The organism is Candidatus Phytoplasma fabacearum (genome assembly GCF_030586805.1).
Taxonomy (GTDB): domain Bacteria; phylum Bacillota_I; class Bacilli_A; order Acholeplasmatales; family Acholeplasmataceae; genus Phytoplasma; species Phytoplasma fabacearum.
This window is the reverse complement of record NZ_JAOSIM010000020.1, coordinates 1-4,596: the sequence shown is the minus strand read 5'-3', so window position 1 is coordinate 4,596 and position 4,596 is coordinate 1. Positions and strand designations below refer to the sequence as shown.

2 protein-coding genes are annotated in these 4,596 nt (G+C 18.6%); both read right to left on the bottom strand.

Translation table 11 applies throughout. The features are described 5' to 3' along the window. On the bottom strand, window positions 1-1,901 hold a 1,901-nt coding region (locus OC705_RS02010), incomplete at its 3' end, for a hypothetical protein (RefSeq protein WP_304512633.1). A gap of 1,321 nt (window positions 1,902-3,222) precedes the next feature. After that, window positions 3,223-3,381, bottom strand: a complete 159-nt coding sequence (locus OC705_RS02005; protein ID WP_304512632.1) for a hypothetical protein — start codon at window positions 3,379-3,381, stop codon at window positions 3,223-3,225. Window positions 3,382-4,596 lie beyond the last annotated feature (1,215 nt).

Genomic DNA, 4,596 nt, shown 5'->3' with positions numbered 1-4,596 from the left:
TGATTGAAATCAAGAATACTTTCATCGTGTTTTTCAGTAGTTGCAGTTAATGTTTGTAATCTTTGATCAAAAGTCATAATATCTGTATCATGTTTTTGATCATTTTGGTCGTGTTTTTCATCGTTTTCATCGTGTCTTTTATCATTATCAGTTAATTTTGTGAATTTTTTATCAAAATTAAGAATACTTTTATCGTGTTTTTCAGTAGTTGAAGTTAATTTTTTTAATATTCGAACAGAATCCAGAATATCTGCATCGTGTTTTCTATCGTTTTCTTCCTGTTTTTCATTGTTTTTGTCATGTCTTTCATCATTATCGTTATGTATTTGATCATTTTTGTCATGTCTTTTATCATTTTCAGTTAATGTTGCGAATCTTTGATTGAAATCAAGAATACTTTCATCGTGTTTTTCAGTAGTTGCAGTTAATGTTTGTAATCTTTGATCAAAAGTCATAATATCTGTATCATGTTTTTGATCATTTTGGTCGTGTTTTTCATCGTTTTTAGTTAATTCTTGTATTTGAGCTTTTAAATCATTAATTTTTTTATCATAAGTAATAAAATAATTTTTTAACTTATTTTGAAAATCATTTTGTAATTCTTCTTTTTTATCTTCTAAATTTTTTATAGTCGCAGGTATATATTTCATTTGTTCTTTTAAATTAATAATTTCATTTTGAGCATCTTCTATTTGAAGTCTTAGAAATGAAGTCAATAATGGACTATTTATTATTTTATTTATCATACCCATTTTATTTGACGACCACGTTAGAAAATTATTTGATTTTGTATTTAACATTATATTTATTATATTTTTTAAGTAAGAACTATATAAATTTAAAATATTTTTTTTCTTTTTATATTCTAATAATAATATTTTCTGGAAATGTTCTAAAATTTTTTCTTCTGAAGTCGGTATATTTAAAGATGTAAACAAAGAATTGTTTATATAATCTTCTTCATTTTCAATATAGAATTTTTCTTCAGGTTTTAAAATAGATAATTCTATTTCTGTTCGTATTTGATCATATAGTTTCGCTAATTGATTTTTTTCTTTAAATTGATTTTTTATTTTTTCTTTTAAAATTAACAAATTCTGTGGATATATCAATGTTGAATCTATTGCTATCAAATTGTTTTCAAATTCTTTTTCATCTTTCATTCGATTTTCTATTATATTAGAATAATTGAAATTAGCTTGTAATTTTTTAAGTTGTTCTTTTAATTCAATAATTTCCTTTTCTTTATCTTCTAAAATAAATTTTAATAATATTGAATAAAAAGGATATTTTATATTTTGGATTTGTGGATTTTTGTATAATTCATTGATTTGATATATATTAGAATTTCTCATTTTATTGTGAATTAATTTATAATTTATAAAAAATTCATATTTTTCATATAATTGTTTTTTTATCCTATATTCTCTTAATAATATAGAATTAAGTTCTTCGATTACATCATCTTTTAAGGTTATTTGGGGATCAATCTTGATTAATTCTTTTATAAATTTTTTTTCATCTTGGATTGGCGGATAATCGTTTGATATTGTAAAATTAATGTCTAAGTCTTTTTTGGCTAATTCAAAAGCTTTTGCTATTTTATTTCTTTTTAAAAATTGATTAACTATTCTTTCCTTTAAGATTACAATAATTTCGTCAGATGAAACAATATTATTATCTATAAAAATTAATTTTTGTTCTTGATTTGACAAATTTATATTATTTCTATTTAAATTTGCAACTTTATTTATTTGTTTATTAGAAAATACTTTGGATTTTTTGATCTTATTATTAAGATTAAATAATGTTATGAAAAAAATATTTAATACTAATAAAAAAAACATAAAAATTTTCATTAATAACTTAATAATTTTATGTTTTGTAGATTTTTCAAACATAATAATCAAACCTTTTCCGTTAATTTATCTTATAATTTTTTTATTAATTATTTTTAATTAAAATATTTTTCAAATTATTAAAAAAACTAAATAAAAAAAATAATAAATATATTTACATATGATAAAAATAATTTTTTATTACATTAACTAAAAATATTTTTAATATAATTATTAAGTTTGAAATTAATTTACTAAATTAAATTTTTTTAAAAATATTTATCTATTATAAATTACAATTTTAAATAAAAAAATATTTAAATAAATAATTATAAATTAACAAATATTTTAAAAATGATTAAATTTTTTAAAATAATAGACCATGTAAACTAAGAAATAAAAAAATAAAAAATATCTAAATAATTGGATAATTTTTCATTTATCTATTGATAATTTATTAAAACCCGATTTAAATTAAAATTTAATTAAAATAAAAATATAATTATAAATAGTATATTGAATTTATAAATACTAAATTAATTTTTAATTTAATAACATGTAGATTAATTTTACCAAATATTAATATTTGCGTCAATATTAAAAAAAATAATAATAATTTCAAGTAATTCTATTTATTTAGTAAAAATTAAAATACAATATAAAAAAAATCATGTATAAATTTCTTTTAATTAATATTTTAGATAGTATAATATTTAAATAATTGAAAACAAATTAAAATAAAGTTTTTATTATAAAATTATTTCTTTTCGAAATAAATTAAAAAATATTTTTTTAATATTTGTTAAAAAATCAACTTTTTTAGTTAGTCCGGATTATTAACAGATTTAATTATAATATTTAATATTTTAAGGTATAATTTAAAAATATATTAATATCTGAAACCTAATTTTTTTACCAGAAATATTTTTTATTATTACCGTGCTAATCAACTGTTTTTAAAGATTTTAAATTTTATTTATTCTTACCTATTGATCTGGTGCCGAATTATTAACTAGAGATATTTTATTTAATTGAGATTGCGTGTGTTCATTGTTATTTGAATTATTCTTTTTCAATATAATTTCGGTCATACTTTATGATTAGAAAAAAAGTTATTATTGAGGGAATGTGATTATTTAAGTTTTTTTAACTTTTAAATTCTCATATAAATTTCATTTTAATTAGTTTTTATCGAATTTTAATCAATAATATTTTTATTAATATAATATAAATCTTATTTTGATCTTCTTTATCTCCGTAAAAATACTAATTTATCTGCTGTTATAATATTTTTTTTCAATTAAACGAGGGTATTTTTGTTTTAAATGTTTAAAAAAACTTCTATTTGTTGTTTAATAAAATTATTATTATTTGATATTAATTCCTATCCATTGTTTACAAGAGCCATTAATGACATTCGAATCAATATAGCAAAAGCATTTTGTTTTATATTATTTAATAATCGAAAATTTTTATTTATTTCTTGATCACTAATTTCATAATTTATAATTTCTTTATTTTTGGTATTGAAACTGGTCGCCATAATAGAATGATTATTAATATTAATTAATAAAATTAATACACAAATTTTTATAATTGTAATTGAATTATTGCATTTAAATATTAATTCTTAAACTCCTTTTATTTTATTATATTCCTCAACTAAGGAACAGTTATATAGGAAGTAGTTATATAAAAAACTAATTTTTATATTGTATTATATCATTCGGATAAATTTTTCTAATTTTTTTCAGAAAGGTTGGTAAATTTTTGAGTTTGCTTAATTAAATTTTTATATTTATTTTTTAATAATTTTAATTTCGATTTGAATTTAAATAGATTAGATTTAATATTTATTTATTATATTTATTTTACAATTTAATATCAGTAATTTTAAATTTAGGTTTAGAAATTTCCGTGAAACTTTTTTGAATTTTGGGGTTTTTTGGTATTTCTGTTTGTAATATTTTATGAGATAATGATTTTTATGTAAACTATTATAATCTTGATTAATAACAATATAGAGGGGGGCGTAAAAGATGCCTAAATTTCCTACTATCTAACCAATATCCAGGGCCAAAACTTTGCTTTATTACCAATTTATTTATTAGAATAAGAACAAGAAGAAATCAATAAATTTAAAAAGAGTTGGAGGGGGGATTGAGTTTAGGTTATTTAAATTAAGAAAAAGGTGTAATCAGCGAAAAACAAAAAGAATATGATGAATACCAATCTGAATTAAATATTATTCCGCCTCAAATAACATCTTTTGAACAATAAAAATTATTATTAGAAAAACAAAGGGACGAAAAAGAAAACAATATTAAAAATCTTAGATTAAAAGCGGAAATCGAAAAAATCCAAAAAGAAATACTTGAAATAATTATTAAAATTAAAGATATTAATATTCAAATTGGTAAATTAGAAAATAAACACAAAAATACCAAGAAATGTTATCTGATGTCGAAAATTACAAAAGAATATTAAAAGAAAGATATGAAAATAAACCGAAACAATATAAAGATTTAATTCTTTCTGATTTAAACAAACTATACGACGTCGTATAAAAATAAACAACAAAAAATTATTTTTTATTAAATTAAGACCCTTTTAAGGATTTTTTTAGAAAATAAAACCAACCAACTGGTTAAAAAAAATAGACGCCGACTACAAAGATTACGAAAAGAAAATAGCTGATTATAAGAACCGTCAAACCGAAGATAATTTCAAAAAATATGCTCAATTCTATCAACCGATT

Coding starts and splice junctions, on each gene's coding strand:
- OC705_RS02005 (WP_304512632.1), bottom strand. CDS start 3,381: ATGGCGACCAGTTTCAATACCAAAAATAAAGAAATTATAAATTATGAA.